At 51.6% G+C, this 16433-nt stretch carries 9 protein-coding genes and 1 pseudogene; 4 read left to right on the forward strand and 6 right to left on the reverse strand.

Translation table 11 applies throughout. The annotated features are described in order from the left end of the window. Positions 1–85: 85 nt before the first annotated feature. Positions 86–1144 carry a methyltransferase domain-containing protein gene (locus AC286M_RS19615; RefSeq protein ID WP_488205996.1) on the forward strand — a complete coding sequence of 353 codons (1059 nt, stop codon included), beginning with the start codon at positions 86–88 and terminating at the stop codon, positions 1142–1144. A gap of 167 nt (positions 1145–1311) precedes the next feature. Here AC286M_RS19615 and sbcD read toward each other — a convergent pair whose 3' ends face one another. Continuing rightward, complete coding sequence (gene sbcD / locus AC286M_RS19620; protein ID WP_488205997.1) at positions 1312–2622, reverse strand: exonuclease subunit SbcD; 1311 nt, start codon at positions 2620–2622, stop codon at positions 1312–1314. A gap of 194 nt (positions 2623–2816) precedes the next feature. Continuing rightward, entirely contained in the window at positions 2817–3017 is a 201-nt protein-coding gene (locus tag AC286M_RS19625) for a CAB/ELIP/HLIP family chlorophyll-binding protein (protein WP_488205998.1), read from the reverse strand. Positions 3018–3485: 468 nt separating this feature from the next. On the opposite strand from AC286M_RS19625, the gene AC286M_RS19630 reads away from it, so the two are divergent. Continuing rightward, positions 3486–7700: a DNA methyltransferase gene (locus AC286M_RS19630; protein WP_488205999.1), complete on the forward strand. Its 4215-nt coding sequence runs from the start codon at positions 3486–3488 to the stop codon at positions 7698–7700. Between the two features lie 37 nt (positions 7701–7737). Here the strand turns inward: AC286M_RS19630 and AC286M_RS19635 are convergent, their stop codons facing one another. Continuing rightward, positions 7738–7944, reverse strand: coding sequence for a hypothetical protein (locus tag AC286M_RS19635; RefSeq protein WP_488206000.1), 207 nt, complete (start codon positions 7942–7944; stop codon positions 7738–7740). A gap of 327 nt (positions 7945–8271) precedes the next feature. Between AC286M_RS19635 and AC286M_RS19640 the strand changes: the two genes are divergently transcribed. Next, positions 8272–8556 (forward strand): hypothetical protein, encoded by a 285-nt coding sequence (locus AC286M_RS19640; protein WP_488206001.1) that lies wholly within the window; start codon positions 8272–8274, stop codon positions 8554–8556. 431 nt (positions 8557–8987) lie between these two features. Further along, positions 8988–11108, forward strand: coding sequence for a cation:proton antiporter domain-containing protein (locus AC286M_RS19645; protein ID WP_488206002.1), 2121 nt, complete (start codon positions 8988–8990; stop codon positions 11106–11108). Between the two features lie 169 nt (positions 11109–11277). Here the strand turns inward: AC286M_RS19645 and AC286M_RS19650 are convergent. The 3 genes and pseudogenes from AC286M_RS19650 to AC286M_RS19660 form a co-directional block, all read right to left on the reverse strand. Continuing rightward, positions 11278–12355, reverse strand: a pseudogene (locus AC286M_RS19650) (ISAs1 family transposase). Between the two features lie 180 nt (positions 12356–12535). Further along, positions 12536–13684, reverse strand: coding sequence for a chemotaxis-specific protein-glutamate methyltransferase CheB (gene cheB, locus AC286M_RS19655; RefSeq protein ID WP_488206003.1), 1149 nt, complete (start codon positions 13682–13684; stop codon positions 12536–12538). 303 nt (positions 13685–13987) lie between these two features. Then, positions 13988–16429 (reverse strand): hybrid sensor histidine kinase/response regulator, encoded by a 2442-nt coding sequence (locus tag AC286M_RS19660; RefSeq protein WP_488206004.1) that lies wholly within the window; start codon positions 16427–16429, stop codon positions 13988–13990. Positions 16430–16433 lie beyond the last annotated feature (4 nt).

The following is a 16433-nucleotide window of genomic DNA, read 5'->3' on the forward strand; positions in this document are numbered from 1 at the left end:
CTAATGGCTCAGCAATCTGAATCCCACTTCGTTACAATAATTCACACAACATTAATCTGCATTGTTAACAAGCCAAGTAAGTTCCATGCCTGACACACTAACTAAGCTTGCCTATCAAACCTTTCAACAAGGCAAGAGTGTATTTAGCATTACACACAAATCAATCAGCGATCGCCTGTGGGAATTGTTTTATCCTGAGCGGAGTAAGGGAACTCCCCTAACTTCAAAGGCTCTATCGTTGCTTCAAAGCCGCTATCAGCAACTAATGGAAGCCGACTGGCGTGATGCTGAACGCGGCATTTACCCAGTTAACCTCCTGTTTGATAATCCCTGGAAAGACTTTTTCGTCTACTACCCAGTCTTGGTGTCCGATATGCCCCAAACCTGGGATCGGATGAGTAATCAGCAGTATCAGGTTCTACCTAAAGATGTGCCAACTGAGGGCTATCCCAAGTATTACCTGCGGAATTTCCATCACCAGACCGATGGATATCTCAGTGATTACTCAGCCAATCTGTATGACCTCCAGGTTGAACTGCTCTTTGGTGGCTCTGCCGACCCAATGCGGCGGCGCATTTTGGCTCCGCTGAAGCAGGGGCTACAGCAGTTCAGTGATGTGCCAGCCCATCAGCAGAAAGTCCTTGATGTTGCCTGCGGCACAGGCCGGACGCTGCGGATGCTCCGCAGTATGTTGCCGCAAGCATCTCTATATGGCACCGACTTGTCGGCGGCCTATCTCCGAAAAGCGAATCAGCAGCTTTCTGAGCTTTCTAATGAACTGCCTCAGCTCGTTTGTGCCAATGCTGAGCGGCTACCGTTCTTGGACAACTATTTTCACGGCATCACCTGCGTGTTTTTGTTCCACGAACTGCCGCCTCAAGCCCGTCAAAACGTGATTGAAGAAGCTTTCCGCGTTGTCCAACCTGGAGGCACGTTTGTCATTTGTGACTCCATTCAAACGGATGATTCACCGGAACTGGTGACGGCAATGGAAAACTTTCCGGCCATTTTCCACGAGCCTTATTATGCCAATTATGTGCAAGATGATTTGACAGACCGCTTAACCAAAGTTGGCTTTGTCAATATCTCCACAGAAACCCATTTGTTGAGCAAGTATTGGATTGCTCACAAGCCAAATGTTTAATAAAAGAATTCAATTTAGTTTTTGTGAGGGTCAAGTCAAGCCTGACTTTCACAAAAACTAAATTGGCTCTGAATCAGTAGGTTTCGTATTAGTAAAAGTGAAAAGCAATGCTGCCGCCGATCGCGGCGACAACATTGCTTTTGGGTTTTTGAAATGAGTTTTTGTGGCTACAGCAAGCGGAGCTGAGTATCGGCGATGTCTACCTCCGTCAGGTAATCCTCCAGCGTCATGTTTGATCCTGGCGTAATCAGCCGACTATCTTCGTCTACTCCAGCCAATAAAGCGTGAGCGGCTTCGAGCATCAAAGCAGAGATATCGGTCAGGTCATCGCGATTCGTTAAATAGGTTTCCAGTGCTGCAATTGGATCGATACTTTGGCCAATGCCCAGTTCTGGTAGGCGCGATCGCACTTGCTGGTTGACCAGCTCTGGATGAATCGTGTAGGTGTGGGCTGGAGCTAGAGCTGCATGGATTTGGGCCATGTCGATGTCATCGGTTTGCTCAGGCCGGATTTTGTAGTTGAGCCGCACGACGGCATCGGTAATCTCCGCTTTTGCGATCGCAGCCAGCAGTTTGTCGTGGGGATGCTCGGCTTTTGAAACATCAGTCGTGACGGTTTGAAAGCGGCGGGCTGGCAGAACACAGAATTCGGCCTGCGCTCGGCCTCGTTCAATGTCAGCCAGGATGTAGCCTTTGTCTTCCTGTTCCTCGCTGAAATCAACTCGCTCGATGCTGCCGGGATAAATTGTCAGCGGCTGTTCGCTCAGCACTTGATAGGTATGGACATGGCCCAGCGCAATATAGTCGAAGCAGTCTCGCGTCAGCACATTCAGCGGCACGGTGAAGCCCTTGCCGACGGCTAGAAACCGCTCTGCCCCATAGCGGGCGGTATCCGTCATCAAGTGGGCCAGCAAAATTGTGGGCAATGTTGGATCTAGGCGGCGAATTTCGCCTTCTAAAGCGGCTCGTAGTCGATCAATCAGCAAATAATTGACATCGGCGAGGGACAATCCCTCTGTTTCCGGTCGGGTCAGCAGCGTGGAGCGGGTCAGCCAGGGCAGCGTTATCACCTGCACGCTGCCGCTGGCGGTTTCGATCTGATGTGTTTCTAGTCGATCACCCACAATGAAGCCCGGTACGCCGAGGGTGCGATAGATGCAGAGACTGGCTCCGCCGACACCTTGGGAATGCTGATCATGGTTGCCAACCAAGAGTACGGTAGGGATTTCGGCATCGACCAGGCGACGAAACTGTCGCGCAAAGGCTTCCTGGACGAACGGCGGCGGTGTGGCATCGGGAAAGGCATCGCCACCAAACAGAACCAAATCTACGGGTTCTGCGATCGCACGATCAATACAGCGGCCCAGCGTGTTCACAAAGTCCTCTAGGCGGGTGTTTAATCCCGTTTCGGAGTTGACGCGTCCGTGGCAGAAACCACTGCCCATGTGGATGTCGGAGAGGTGCAAAATTTTAACCATAGCGGCATCTCTGGCGATTCGTACTGGCAGCTTGTTAACTGTATAGTACGTCGGTATGCAGTGCGTTTGCACTCCCCTAGGTCAAATTCGTGGGTGATGCAGCGATTACGGCAGTCGGTTCTTGGGGAATTTAAAGATGAATTGAGGGTCATCCACGTGGGACGACCCTCAATTCAGTGCTTGAGTGAGGCTGTTTAGAACAAGCCCAACCATTGGAAGAAACCTTGGCCAGTTACTAATTCAACGATCAGCGCACCGAGGAAGCCGACCATTGCTAGGCGACCGTTCCAGAGTTCGGCGCTGGGGTTGGAACCGAATTCGAATTTGGTGCCATATTCGCCATAGGGACGACGAAACTGATCTTCGTAAGTTACGTTGTCTTGTGGGTTAGTCATAATTGTCTGTCCTGAGTGTGTTCTGATTTATGACAGGTAGGTTTAGCTGGACGACAGAGCTGGATTGATAGAACCTTGCTCTAGAGCAGCTTTGGCAAACCCAACTGCGTGTTGTTAATTAACTTAACAATCAGCTCTGCTGCACAAACTCTGTAATCAGAGAGAACAATTTAAAACCATTTTTCCCTCATCAGCTAGATCTGTGCTGAACTGTAGCCGTTGACACTGAAGCAGTTTTCAAGTGTAGCTAGCGCGATCGCACTTTTCATTCCGGCTTCATTCGTAGGTTGGGTTGAGTGGTAAAGAAACCCAACAGCAGCAGCTTAAATCGCGATCGCACTTTGGCATCTGGGGAAATGAAGATGCGATCGCTTGTGCATATTGCGTTCTGCTAAAAATGTCGTGATTTCACTGAGAAGCTGGGAAAGATAAGCAAGATGTCCAGCATAGCCCCTGCTCTCCAGCTTTATGAACGCCTCCGATATTCAACGAGTTGAAGCTTTTCTCAGTAAATGGCAAGGTTCCGAAGGAAATGAACGTGCCAATTACCAATCGTTTTTCAATGACCTCTGCACGACATTAGCTGTTGATCAACCACCACCCAAGGGCAGCATTGCGGGTGATCCCTATTGCTTTGATAAGGACATCAAGTTTTACAGCGAGAAGGCGGAATCTACCAAGTTCGCCGATTTCTACAAAGAGGGCTGTTTCCTGATTGAGGCGAAGCAGGGCAGCACAGACTCTAGCAAGGGGCATGGTAAGCGAGGTACGAAAACTTATCGCGACGCGATGCAGAAGGCGTTTAACCAAGCAAAGTCTTATGCTTACAATCGCATGTTGGGGGCGATGCCGCCGTTTTTGATGACCTGCGATATTGGTTCGCACTTTGAGATTTGGGAAGGCTTCAGCGGCGAATATGGCAGCTACGGTGCTCGTCAACGGGTAAATTTGGCGGATTTGAAAGACCCAGAGATTTTTGATCGCTTTGTCAAGATTTTTACTGATCCACAAGCATTGAACCCGGAAAAGTATCGCGCTAGGGTAACGCGAGAGGTAGCGGCAGAACTAGCGAAGCTGTCGAGGTGGCTAGAGGAAAATGCCCCTCATCCCCTAACCCCTTCTCCCATGCAGGGAGAAGGGGGACAAGAAAACTCTAATCTCCCCTCTCCCAACCTGGGAGAGGGGCCGGGGGAGAGGGAAAAACCAGAGCGCTGGGAAATCCCCCAAGTCCTCAAATCAAAAATGACCCAAGTGGCACGACAATTTCGCAAAGAACCAACTCCTAGCGAAGACATCTTATGGCAAGCACTCCGACGCAAGCAGCTTGACGGACGAAAATTTCGGCGACAGCAACCCATAGGAGCCTTCATCGTTGATTTCTTCTGTGCTTCAGAAAGGCTAATCGTCGAGGTAGACGGTGGTGTTCATGAATCGCAAAAAGAATATGACCAAGAACGGCAGCATTTGCTGGAATCTTTAGGTTTGCGTGTTGTTCGGATTCCGGCTGGGCAAGTTGAAGCTGATTTGTCTGGTGCTTTGAGTGTCATTCGGAAGGCGTTTGGCCCTCATCCCCTAACCCCTTCTCCCATGCAGGGAGAAGGGGGACAAGAGAGTTTTTCTACTTCTAATCTCCCCTCTCCTAGGTTGGGAGAGGGGCCGGGGGAGAGGGAACACCACGCCCAAGCTGTCGCCCAGTTCCTCATGCGCTGCATTTTCACCATGTTTGCCGAAGATGTGGAGCTGCTGAAAGGCGAAGTCTTTACTAAAGCCCTGCGCGATCGCTGGATTCCGAACCCCGAAACCTTCAAGCCAGAGATTGAGCAGCTCTGGCAGACTATGAACACCGGGGGCAACTTTGGCTTTGAGCGGGTGCTGAAATTTAACGGCAGCTTTTTCCAAAATGCAACAGCATTTGATCTACCGAAGGAGCAGCTTGAGGTGCTGTACGCGGCGGCGGCAAAAGACTGGAGCCAGGTAGAGCCTGCTATTTTCGGTACGCTGCTAGAGCGGGCGTTGGAGAAGAAGGAGCGCAGTCGTTTGGGTGCTCACTACACGCCGCGATCTTATGTGGAGCGGTTGGTGCGTCCGGTGGTGATGGAGCCGTTGCGCCAGGAGTGGGATGAGATTGAGCTGGAGATCAAGCGGTTATTAGAGCCGGAAGCAGGTCAGGAAGAACCGACGAAGAACCAGCGCAAGAAGGCGGAGCAGGAAATTACGGCGTTTCTCAAAAAGCTCCACACTCTTAAGATTCTCGACCCGGCCTGCGGTACGGGCAACTTCCTCTATGTGTCGCTGGATTTGCTGAAGGGGCTAGAGCAGGAGGTGATCACGCGCCTGGTGGATGTGGCGGGGCAGGTGCAGCTCAATGTGCTGGAGCAGATTAACCCGTCGCAGTTTTTGGGCATTGAGATTAACCCTCGCGCCGCTGCCATTGCCGAACTGGTGATCTGGATTGGTTATCTCCAGTGGTATTTCAAGCGCTATGGCAATGCGGAACCGCCGGAGCCGGTGTTGCAGGCGTTTGGCAATATCGAAAACCGGGATGCGGTGCTGGCCTATGACGGCAGGGAGCCGGATGTTGACCCGAAGACGGGGCAGGTGAGAACGCGCTGGGGTGGGCGGATGATGCGGCATCCGGTGACGGGGGAGGAGGTGCCTGATCCGAGTGATCAGGTGGTGATTTATCGGTATTTGAATCCTCGCCCTGCGGAGTGGCCGGAGGCGGATTATGTGGTGTCAAATCCGCCGTTTATTGGGAATGCCTATATGCGGGAAAGATTAGGCGATGGATATACAGAACAGTTGAGACTGACTTATAAAGACGTTTCTGAGACAGTTGACTACGTGATGTATTGGTGGCATAAGGCTGCAAATACAGTTAGAAGAAAAGCTCTCTATAGATTTGGATTTATTACAACAAATAGCATTTACCAAGTTTGGCAAAGGAAAGTCATAGAAAACCATTTAAAAGCAAAGAATCCAATCCGACTATTTTTTGTTATCTCTGATCATCCTTGGGTTGATGGAGAAGCAGCCGTACGCATAGCAATGACTGCTGCTGAATTAGATGATTCAAACATTAAAAGTCTTGCGACTATAGGGAAAGTAATGTCAGAGACTGATGCCGAAACACCCGAGCAACAAGCTGAGGCTATCCAGATTGAATGGCAAATTGCTGGCAAGTTGCTAGCAAATCTTCGCTCAGGGACAGACATCTTAAAAGTAGACAAGTTAAAGAGTAATAATCTTTTAACTGGAAGGGGAGTTTGCTTACATGGAGCAGGATTCACCCTAACAAAGGAAATTTTCGAGGCATGGGGATATAAATATGCAGATTCAGTGGTTAAGCCTTATCTTAACGGTAAAGACTTGGTAAGAGAGTCTAGAAATCTTTTCGCTATAGATTTCTATGGCATGAACCTAGCTGAAGCTTCAAAATATGAGAAACCATTTCAGAAAATACTCGAAGAAGTCAAGCCAGAACGAGACGTAAATGAGCGACAATCCAGAAAAGAAAATTGGTGGCTTTTTGGAGAAAACGCTATCAAAACACGCGATGCTATTGCAGGGCTGAAGCGTTATATAGCAACACCAGAGACTACAAAGCATAGAGTATTTGTTTTCCTGGATAGAAAAGTATTGCCTGACAATATGGTTGTGACTGTCGCTCTTGAAGATGCCTATGCCTTGGGTGTCCTTTCAAGCCATGTTCACGTTTGTTGGGCATTAGCCGCTGGGGGAAGAATGGCAACTGGAAACACCCCTCGTTACAACAAAACTGTTTGCTTCGACCCCTTCCCCTTCCCAGATCCCACCCCAGAGCAAAAACAGAAAATCCGCGACCTGGGCGAACGGCTCGATGCCCACCGCAAGCAAGTGCAGGCCACCCATCCCGACATCACCATCACCGGCATGTATAACCTGCTCGAAAAACTCCGCGCCGGGGAACCCTTCACCGATGCCGACCGCGCCTACAACAACCGCGCCCTCGTCTCCACCCTCAAACAAATCCACGATGAGCTAGACATAGCAGTACTAGAAGCCTACGGCTGGACTGATTTGATTCCACTCCTGTCCCCTCATCCCCTAGCCCCTTCTCCCACAAGGAGAGAAGGGGGACAAGAGAGTTCTGCTCTCCCCTCTCCCAGCTTGGGAGAGGGGCCGGGGGAGAGGGCAAATTCCACCTCTTCCCCTCATCCCCCAACCCCTTCTCCCACAAGGAGAGAAGGGGGGCAGGAAGCTAACCTCGACGAAATTATCCTCGAACGTCTCGTTGCCCTCAATGCCGAACGCGCCGAGGAAGAACGCAACGGCCTCATCCGCTGGCTCCGCCCAGAATATCAAGCCCCCGACACCGTAGGGGCGAATGGCCATTCGCCCCTACAGGGTACATTACCCGGCACCGAAACCCCAGAAGAACCTGTTGTCGAACCCGTCGAACAGCAAAAATGGCCGAGCAAACCCAAAGAACAACTTGCCGCCATTCGCGATCTACTTCGCACCAGCAGCGGCGAATGGACAGCCAAACAAATTGCCGCCCAATTCACAGGCCGCACAACTCAGAAAAAACTCGATGCCATTGCTGAAAATCTGGAACGGCTCGAATGGTTTGGTCTGATCATTCCCATCGAAAAAGACGGCATCACCTACTGGCAATTTGCCGACTCAACCAAAGCTGCTTAGTTATGCGATATGTATAAATTGCGATCGCAATCCGTCCTTAAGCATCGTTAATTTGTTCTATGCTATCCAACACCCATCCCATATTCCTTCCTAAATGTTTAGCTCTGAACTTAAAGTTCAACGACCCAACATCGACGAAGAAAGGAAACTCTAATATTTCTCCCTCTTCAAACTGTTCTGGTGGTGGTAATACGTTGAGGATATGTTGCAGTGCCTCTACCTGAATGTTGAGTTGAAGTTCCATCAAATCTACTTCCCATTACTAGCACTCACTTCCCAATATTTCTGTCAGTGAATCTAGATTGACTCCATAGGGCAAATCCCGTACTGTGAAACGTTAAGTTGTCGAGCGAACCATCACCTAATCGCCTCGACAGCCGGACACCAGAAATCTAGTCAACGCCACCCAGAGTTGCTGGCACAACCCTGAGCGGCTGACCTGTAAACGTTGATCTCGGCAACGCACAGGCTTGGGTAATTGTAGCCTCAGCCGCTCTGCATTGCACTTCAAAGTTGCAGGGGGGCTAGGTTTTTGGCTTTCCTCCGAACGTCAAAAACCAAAGGAAACACAATGACATACTTCATCCTCGGTGCTGCCCCCCAGGCAGCGCCACATTCCTGTGCGGCTCACCCCGACCAGCCCCAGCGCCACGGTCGCCATCCGCTGCGGATTATCCTGCTCGGCACCCGCCCCGACATTATTGTCACGATCAAAAATCTGCATCGACGCGGCTTTGCCGAAGCCAACGAATGGAGCCAACCGATCCCCTGCCCCAGTGCAGGCGACGTGGCGCGAATTCTGGCTCAGCGGCAGCCGGATGATCAAATCAGCATTCTGACTCGCTATCTCAGCTAATTGCCCTCACCCTAAAGCCCTCTCCCACAGGAGAGGGACTTTGAGCAGGCTATAATCTCCGGCTCCCCTTCTCCCAATTTTGGGAGAAGGGGCTGGGGGATGAGGGCAATCAAACAAATTCTCTCCTGTGATAGAGAGACAATTAGGGGAAAAAGACCGAATCTAAAATATCGAAACTCCATCGAACAACTCCTATCAGTCATCATCTGCGAGTCGGTGATTCAGGCTGCTCGTAAGTTGCCAAATCCACCTGTGAAAACCAATGTTGATTCCGTAGAAGTCCCGCCGCGCGAGACTCCCATGAAATTCAACTTTCAAGCTTTGCAGTTGATTGAGCAGCCGAGCAGGTAGGACAACAACCAGTTCAAACGACATCAGCGGCCAGGAATTCAGTTTCCTGGCCCTTCTCTATAAAAAGCAACATTACATACATGCTTGTATTTTTAGTCGAACCCATTTCCGAAACGCTCCAGGAGCCGATTACTACCTTCGCGCTGCTGATTGCGATTGTCCTGATTACGCCGCCGCTGTTTGAGCGGATTAAGCTGCCCGGACTGGTGGGCCTGCTGGCCGCAGGCGTCTTGTTTGGTGGCAGTGGTTTAGGCTGGCTCAACGCCGACTCTGAAACCATGCAGCTGTTTTCCGAGATTGGCAAAATCTACCTCATGTTTGTGGCAGGTCTAGAAATTGATCTAGCCCTGTTCCAAAAAACGCGCAACCGCTCAATGGGCTTTGGTTTCTTGACCTTTGCCATTCCCCTAATGGGCGGCATCGGCATCGGTCTGCTGTTTGGCTTTGGCTGGTTGGCTGCGGTTCTGATTGGTTCACTGCTGGCCTCCCATACGCTGCTGGCCTATCCCATCGTGCAGCGGCTTGGCGTCGTCGGCGATGAAGCCGTCACCGTCACCGTGGGCGCAACTATTTTTACCGACATCGGCTCCCTGCTGGTGCTGGCGATCTGCTTGGGGATTAGCCAAGGCGACTTTTCGGCCTTGAAGCTAATTACGCTGCTGGGGTCGCTGGCACTATATGCGATCTCAGTTTTATTTGGCCTTAAGCAGCTCGGTAAAGCCTTTTTCCGCCGTACGGGCAAAGATGAGGGCAACCAGTTCCTATTTGTCATGCTCTCTGTCTTTCTCTGTGCCCTGGTGGCTCAGCTCATCGGTGTTGAAAATATCATTGGTGCTTTCCTGGCCGGACTCGCGATCAATAGCGTGATTGGCGATGGCCCCGTGAAGGAAAAAACGGAGTTTATGGGCAGCGTCCTGTTTATTCCGCTGTTTTTCGTCAATATGGGACTGCTGCTGGATCTGAATGCCTTTGAGAGTATTCTGTCGTCAGTTGAGTTACCTCTACTGGTTGTCGCCGTACTGTTATTGACCAAGCTGTTGGCGACGCTGGGTGCGCGGCAGATGTTTCACTACTCCTGGCCGCAAACCTGGACAATGTGGTCACTCTCCATTCCGCAAGTTGCGGCAACGCTGGCGGCAGCACTGGTGGGTTATGAAGCGGAAATTATTAACTCGCAGGTCTTCAACAGCGTCATTTTGCTGATGCTGGTCACGGCCATTCTGGGGCCGCTGGTCACGGCCAATGCCGCGCGGCAACTGGCGGTACAGGAATCATTTGATGAGCATGAGCTGCTTGATTGGTTGCCGCCACCCAGCGACATTCCCGAATCGTTCTCCATTGTGGTGCCCGTTTATAACCCCAATACGGAGCATTCGCTGATCGAGCTGGCCGCTACCGTTGCCCGCTACAAAAATGGCCGCGTCATTCCATTAGCCATTGCCCTTGCCCAACCCCAGATGGATTCTCCCCAGCTGGCTCGTGCTGTTGCCCTCAGTCGGCAGCGACTGGAAGCAGCGCAGATGATCAGCGAAAAGTTTGAGGCCAATATTGACCCCAAGCTGAGAATTGAATACAACGTGGCTCAGGCGGTTTGCCACGTCAGCCGCGAAGAAAACGCCAATCTGATTATCCTGGGCATGGGGCAGCAGGCTAGATTCAATCGCTATCTGTTTAGCAATATCCAAGACGATGTGCTGTGGGCGGCTCACTGTCCGGTGATTGTGGCGCGGCTGCTGGAGTCACCGACTCAGTTCAAATCCATCTTGGTTCCGATTGAAAATCCATCCATGCTGGCCTTGCGGGCGCTGCGATTTGCCCAGGTACTCGCGGCAGCGAACGAGGGACAAATTACGCTGCTGCACGTTTGCAGTCCACGCGCCTCTCAAATTCGTAAAACCCGCTTGCAGAAGCAGCTTGAGACGCTGGTGGATCGGCTGCCTGCCGCAAATTGTCCAATCAACATTCAGCTACTGGCTTGCGACAATGTGGTTAGCACGATTGCGAAAAATGCACAGGATCATGACTTGGTGATTCTGCGATCGCAGCGTCGCCGCAGCGGTAACGGTCTAACCATTGGTGCTAACACCACACCGCTACTGGAACGGCTAAACGGCTCGGTGATTCTAGTCGGTGAACCACACCCCCAGCGGGTGCTGCGTCCAATTCGCCGCAATGCCTTACCGAATTTGATGCCTGTTTGATATAGCCCTCATCCCCCAGCCCCTTCTCCCAAAATGGGCGAAGGGGAACCGAAACTATAGCCTGCTCAAAGTCCCTCTCCTACTCTGGGCTACTGTGTATACACAAGTCTCTAGACTCCGTTTCAACGTTGAGATCCCCCTAAATCCCCCTTAAAAAGGCAGGGCTGATTTATTGAAAAAAGGAAAATAGACGGGGGATATCGTGGGCTAAATGCCGCAGTCCCTTGGTGATGGAGGCAAATCCGGCTTGGCGAAACAGATTGACCGCAATCGTTCGCACAATCGCAAAATTGGTCGGTGCATGACCATCACACAAAGGGGCGTGATCTTCATGAAGCACGACATCCTTTGGCCAATGCAATCGATTCTCAATGTGCCAATGAGAGCGAATGTGCTGAGCAAAGCCTACGGCATCCAACGGGAGTGAACTGATGTAGAACATGGTCTGAGTGTAAGGCTGGTTGTCACGAGTTCCGACTCGTTCGACTCGAACCATGCGCTCGACTCCAACCCAACCGGGGTCTATCCCTGCGACTGATTCCAAAACACTGACGGTACGACTTGTTTGGCGCTCACGCGTTCGTTCAACTTGGCAATCTGAACTGGTGGGTAACGATTGCTCAAACTGGGTTCGCAGATGCTCAAACAGCTTAGGTTGGTTCGGCTTGACGGCCATCAGGTAGTCATTGCCACTGGCAATAATCTGCTCAACCGTTTTTTTGAGTGTGCAACGCATCAAAACTGAAGCAAACTCCTTTGAATTGCAAGACATCTAACAAGGTCTGCACGGTGACAATCTCACTTTGCTGTTGGTTTCGCATCGATTGGAGTCCAACCACGACCCCTTGTTGCACACTGAAGGCAGAGACGACACTGACGAAGTCTTGATAACTTTGGTCATAGTCTGTGACGGTTGCCTTGATACTCTTGCCATCGGTGGCCAGTTGTTCTCCGGTTTGGGGCGCAAATGCCGTTGTTGCCCAGTCATTGAAGGCTTGACTCAGGTGTTCAAAGTTGGTTCGCACGATCACCTTGCGGATCGTTGAGTAGGCGGGCAGTCGGGTGTGAGGCAGCTCTAAACAGTCCAGCAACACCGTTTGATGCCGTTCGACGAAATCTTCAATCGCTCGGTAACCCAAGCACCCACTCATCGTTGCCATGATGATCAAAAGCAGCACGACCCACAGGGGATATCGCGGTTGAGTTCGAAAGTCTGGAATTTGCTTGAGATGGCTGATGAGGCTCATGGTTTAGTTGTTGTGCAAAAATGGTTACCTATCTCATTATCTTTTTTCTCTCATCAATAAATCAGCCCTGCTTTTTAAGGGGGATTTAGGGGGCTGGTCCGGGATTTAGAAGGACTATTCAGATGTGTATAAGCAGTAGCCTACTCTGGGAGAGGGATTTAGGGTGAGGGCACGCATGTTTCAGCCAAACACGCGGCTGAGCAAGAACGGTGCAATCTCCTGAATCGGCAAAATCCGCTGCGCCGCATTGAGTGAGATCGCGGCTCGGGGCATACCAAATACAATGCTCGTCGCCTCATCTTGGGCAATCGTCGTTGCGCCTGCCTCAGACATGTCCAGCAGACCCGTCGCGCCATCGCGACCCATGCCCGTCAGCAATATCCCCACAGCCGAGCGGCGATAGTACTTTGCAATCGACCGAAACAGCACCGTCACAGAGGGACAGTGCCCATCGACTGCTGGAGCTGTGGAAACCTGAAATAGTCCCTGTTCGCTCAGTTCCAAATGCTGCCGCTCTGGCGCAAAGTAAATGGTGCCTGCCTGGGGTGCTTGGCGCGGCTGTGCGATCGCAACTTTCAGCGCACATTCCTGATCGAGCCAATCCACTAGCCCCTGTAAGAAACCGTCGCTGATGTGCTGCACACAGAGAACCGGAACCGGGAAATTGGCAGGTAGCGATCGCAAAATGAGCTGAAGCGCTCGTGGCCCCCCGGTTGATGCGCCAATTGCCAGCACTCGTGGAGTTCGAATATCCAGTGGCTGAGGAGTAGAAGAGGCGTAGCGAGCTGGTTGATGGTTAATTGGCGCAGGTGAAGGCTTAGAAGGATTGATGCTAGAGGAATTAGGCTTCGGAGCTGGGGCTGTAGTAGGAACGGATGGCGTTGGTGCAGTGGCGCGGTGACGATGCTGCGTGAACACCGCTACACCAGACAGCACCTTGATTTTGTTGATTAGCTCCCGCTGAATCTGCTCATACTCGGCATTGAGTCCGGCTCTGGGCTTGGGAAAAACGTCTAACGCTCCGGCTTCAATCAAATCGAACACATTTTTCGAATCGTCTTCCTGCACCGAAGCGCTAATCACCAAAATCGGGCGAGGACATTCGGACATGATGCGGCGAGTTAGCTCCAGCCCGTCCATTTTCGGCATGTGCAGATCGGTACAGACGACATCAGGCCGCGTCTGAGCCATCAGCGCCAGCGCTTCCAGCCCGTTACTAGCGGTGCCAGTGAGCTCAATGTCGGACGTGCTGGTCAAAATGCGCTTAAGAATGACAGTGGCAATGGGGGAATCTTCCACCAGCAATACTCGAATCGGGGATTTAGGCATGGAACTCTGCCTTAGATAAGTAATATCAGTCCGTGGATACAGCGCTTCGCGCTTCAGTTAGTCACAGCTATTTTTGTGAGAGCCGCGCTCGGCGCGGCTCTCACAAAAATAGCTGTATTTTAAGCGCTTAAAAAACGCTGTAAGAACCCAATTTATAGTTGTGAAATGCCTGCTAAGGAACACGGATTTAATCAGGTGCAATCTTTCGGGTAGGGACACGGCATTGCCGTGTCCCTACGGATGGAACGGTTTACAGGCTATTTGATCCACAATTTTAAGCGAGCATTTCATAAATATTAAGCATCAAATTAAGCGATGGAGCGTATCCAGCAGAATGTCCTGATTAAAACTGCCCTTGGTGATGTAAGCATTGGCCCCAGCTTCCGCTCCCCGCTGGCGATCGGCATCGCTAGCTAGAGTGGTAACTAAGATAACGGGCACCTCACTGTATTCTCGATGCTGGCGAATCCGCCTCGTTAGCTCCAGACCGCTCATATGGGGCATTTGCACGTCTGAGATCACGGCATCAAACAGGCGCGCTTGCAGTTTGTTATAGCCGTCCAATCCATCCACCGCAGTCGTCACAGCATACCCCGCTGCTTCTAGAATGCGCTTTTCCTGAATTCGAGTAGCAATGGAATCTTCCACCAGCAGCACGGAGTACTGCGTGGGAGCAGTAGTGTCATAGTGATTGGGATGTGCGATCGCAACGGCCTGTCGCTGAACAGATTGAATTAAATCCGCTGGATTCAGCACCATACAGACTTCCCCAGTGCCCAGAATCGTGGAACCAGACACATTGCGCACCCGCTTGAGTAGCTTACTTTGCGGCTTCAGCATCACGTCCTGTTCATCAATCAGGGCATCAACAAAAATGCCCAACCGACTGTCACCATTAGACAAAATCACGCAGGGACGCGCGGCATCATCTCGGCGCTGGCCCTTAGACTCACTTGCAGCAGGCAGTTCCAGTAAAGCAGCTAGCTCACACACCGACACAGGTTGCCCCTCGTAGATCAGGGTTTGTCGCCCTTCCAGTTGAAACAGATCGTGAGCCTGCACCAAGCAGGCCGTCTGTACCGCTTCCACGGGTAAAGCAAAGGTTTGACCCTGTACCTTGACAATCAGCACGTGCGCGGTCGCCAGCGTGGTGCCTAGCCGAATCCGCATCAGACAGCCTTTTCCGGGCATTGATTCAATTTCAATACTGCCCTTCAGCCGCTCCACGTTGCTGCGCAGCACATCCAAACCAACGCCTCGACCCGAAATTTCCGTCACCATCGTTCGGGTTGAAAAACCAGGACTCAGCACCAGTGCATGAAGCTGGCTGTCGGTCAGTGATGCCAGTTCATCCGCTCGATACAGTCCTCGCCGCAGCACCGTTTCCTTGATCGATTCAACGTTGAGTCCCTGGCCATCATCCTCTACTTCAACGATCACGTGAGTCGGCGTTTGATAGCCCCGCAGCCAAATGGTAGCGGTTTCCGACTTGCCTAAGCGTTTGCGATCGCAAGGTAACTCAATCCCGTGATCAATCGCGTTGCGGATCATGTGCATCAGCGGATCTTTCATCTCTTCCAGAATCCGCTTATCAGCCCGCGTTTCGCTTCCCTCCATGACGAGTTCAACCTGTTTATCTTCCTGTCGGGCCAGATCCCGCACCAGTCGCGGAAACAGATGAAACACAGTGGATAGAGGCAGCAACCTGAGCGTCCGAATTCCCTCTGCTAGCTCATCGCTAATCCCTTCCAGACGGGTAGTATCTTCATACATTGCCGTCCGGAGCCTGTTAACCAATTTGCCCAACTGCTCAACATGTGATTCTGCCCGTGCATAAAACTGACTCAACTGGCGAGCATTTGTTTGACGAGATTGACTTTCATCAAACAAGAAGCGGTTGACAAACAGATCACGGCTCCACTCTTCCCATAGATTGGCGATTTCCTCCACTTCACTCAGTCGATGAGCCACTCGAATCTGCGTCACGGTCAGCTCTCCGGCCTGTGTCATCAGGTGATCAAGCGTTTGGGTAGGAACGCGCACGGTTTCAATTCGATACTGGGGCGCAATCTGCTGTGCTGCTAGATGTTGAGGATTGAAGCTATTCGGAATCGGCACCGACTGAGGTAGGGCGGCTGGTGGTACGTTTAGCTCTCCCGTCTCAAAGAGAATCGTGTTTGTCGCATCATCTACGTCTTCCGCCGTCTCAGGTTTCTTATTGCCCTCATCTGGATTCGTTTCAGCCCCTTCTGCCTGATTTGTTTCGCTAGCGTCAACCTTACCAGGAGACGAATCTGGAGCTTCTTTAGTCTCTTCAGTAATATCTGCAGTTCCATTCTCACTAGCTTCTAACGTGGATTCCTGCGGCTGACTTGCTGGTTCTGGTGCAGCGCCCATTAGCGTAGCCAATACGTGAAACGCATCGACGCCAGCAGGTTCTCCCGTCACCGCATGATGCAGCAGTTTACGAATGGCGTCCATTCCTTGAGCTAAGCGATCAAACAGATCCGGCGTAAACGGTTCTTTGCCCTGCTTGGTTGCGGTTAGCAGATGTTCAATTTGGTGCGCCAGCGAGCCCATGTCGGACTGCCCCAGCATGTTGCTGTCTCCCTTGAGCGAGTGGGCTTCGCGCAGAATACTGTCCAGAACCGCCGCATCATCTGAGTACTTTTCCAGGTGCAACAAGCCGTTGTCAATTGCTTGAATGCGCTCTTCACCCGTTGTCTTGAATCTCTTGGGGTCCATTCCC

The organism is Thainema salinarum CENA647 (genome assembly GCF_057732415.1).

Bases quoted from the DNA above. Each gene is read 5' to 3' on its own strand.
- AC286M_RS19635 (WP_488206000.1), bottom strand. From the start codon at position 7,944: ATGGAACTTCAACTCAACATTCAGGTAGAGGCACTGCAACATATCCTC.
- sbcD (WP_488205997.1), bottom strand. From the start codon at position 2,622: ATGGTTAAAATTTTGCACCTCTCCGACATCCACATGGGCAGTGGTTTC.
- AC286M_RS19640 (WP_488206001.1), top strand. From the start codon at position 8,272: ATGACATACTTCATCCTCGGTGCTGCCCCCCAGGCAGCGCCACATTCC.
- AC286M_RS19625 (WP_488205998.1), bottom strand. From the start codon at position 3,017: ATGACTAACCCACAAGACAACGTAACTTACGAAGATCAGTTTCGTCGT.
- AC286M_RS19615 (WP_488205996.1), top strand. From the start codon at position 86: ATGCCTGACACACTAACTAAGCTTGCCTATCAAACCTTTCAACAAGGC.
- AC286M_RS19630 (WP_488205999.1), top strand. From the start codon at position 3,486: ATGAACGCCTCCGATATTCAACGAGTTGAAGCTTTTCTCAGTAAATGG.
- AC286M_RS19645 (WP_488206002.1), top strand. From the start codon at position 8,988: ATGCTTGTATTTTTAGTCGAACCCATTTCCGAAACGCTCCAGGAGCCG.
- AC286M_RS19660 (WP_488206004.1), bottom strand. From the start codon at position 16,429: ATGGACCCCAAGAGATTCAAGACAACGGGTGAAGAGCGCATTCAAGCA.
- cheB (WP_488206003.1), bottom strand. From the start codon at position 13,684: ATGCCTAAATCCCCGATTCGAGTATTGCTGGTGGAAGATTCCCCCATT.